1 protein-coding gene is annotated in these 1,364 nt (G+C 62.7%); it reads right to left on the bottom strand.

What is annotated here, in order from left to right:
- On the bottom strand, positions 1–1,364 hold a 1,364-nt coding region (uvrB, locus tag AC4FAH_RS12490), incomplete at both ends, for an excinuclease ABC subunit UvrB (protein WP_490246132.1).

Genomic DNA, 1,364 nt, shown 5'->3' with positions numbered 1-1,364 from the left:
TCGGTCAGGTCTTCCGACATGCGCTTGGTCAGCGTGGTGATCAGCACGCGCTCGCCGACCTTGGTGCGCGCGCGAATCTCCGAGAGGACGTCATCCACCTGGGTCGAGGCCGAACGCACCTCGATGACCGGATCGAGCAGCCCGGTGGGACGTACCACCTGCTCCACCACCTGGCCGGCATGCTCTTCCTCGTAGGGGCCAGGCGTCGCCGAGACGAATACGGTCTGCGGCAGGATGCTCTCCCACTCCTCGAATTTCATCGGGCGGTTGTCGAGAGCCGACGGCAGGCGGAAGCCGTACTCCACCAGCGTTTCCTTGCGCGAACGGTCACCGCGATACATGCCGCCGACCTGCGGCACGCTGACGTGGGACTCATCGATGAAGACCAGCGCATCCTTGGGCAGGTAGTCGAAGAAGGTCGGCGGCGCATTGCCGGGATCACGCCCCGACAGATAGCGCGAGTAGTTCTCGATGCCGTTGCAGTAGCCCAGCTCCATCATCATCTCGATGTCATAGAGGGTGCGCTGCTCCAGGCGCTGGGCCTCGACCAGCTTGTCGTGCTTGCGCAGGTAATCGAGGCGCTCGACCAGTTCTTCCTTGATGTGGTCGACCGCGGCGACGATGGTCTCGCGCGGCGTCACATAGTGACTCTTGGGATAGATGGTCATGCGCGGCACCGACTCGGCCACTTCACCGGTCAGCGGATCGAACAGCCGGATGGAATCGATCTCGTCATCGAACAGCTCGACACGCACCGCCTGCTCTTCGGAATCGGCCGGGAAGATGTCGATCACGTCGCCGCGCACCCGATAGGTACCGCGCCGGAAATCCATGTCGTTGCGGGTGTACTGCAGCTCCGCCAGACGCCTGAGGAAGCCGCGCTGATCGATCTGCTCACCACGATTGAAGTGCAGGCGCATCTTCAGGTATTGGTCCGGATCACCCAGGCCGTAGATGGCCGAGACGGAGACCACGATGATCGCATCGCGGCGTTCCAGCAGCGCCTTGGTCGCCGACAGACGCATCTGCTCGATGTGGTCGTTGATCGAGGCATCCTTCTCGATGAAGGTGTCCGAGGAGGCAACGTAGGCTTCGGGCTGGTAGTAATCGTAATAGGAGACGAAATATTCGACGGCGTTGTCGGGGAAGAACGACTTGAACTCGCCGTACAGCTGCGCCGCCAGCGTCTTGTTGGGGGCCATGACGATGGCCGGACGCTGCAGGCGCTCCACGATGTTGGCCACCGTGAAGGTCTTGCCGGAACCGGTCACGCCCAGAAGGGTCTGATGCGCCAGACCCGCGTCCAGGCCGGTGATCAGCTTCTCGATGGCCGCCGGTTGGTCACCGGCCGGCTGAAACTTGGA

This window comes from Cobetia sp. (assembly GCF_983723665.1).
Note: the sequence above shows the minus strand (reverse complement) of the source record. Positions and strands in the feature narration are given on the sequence as shown.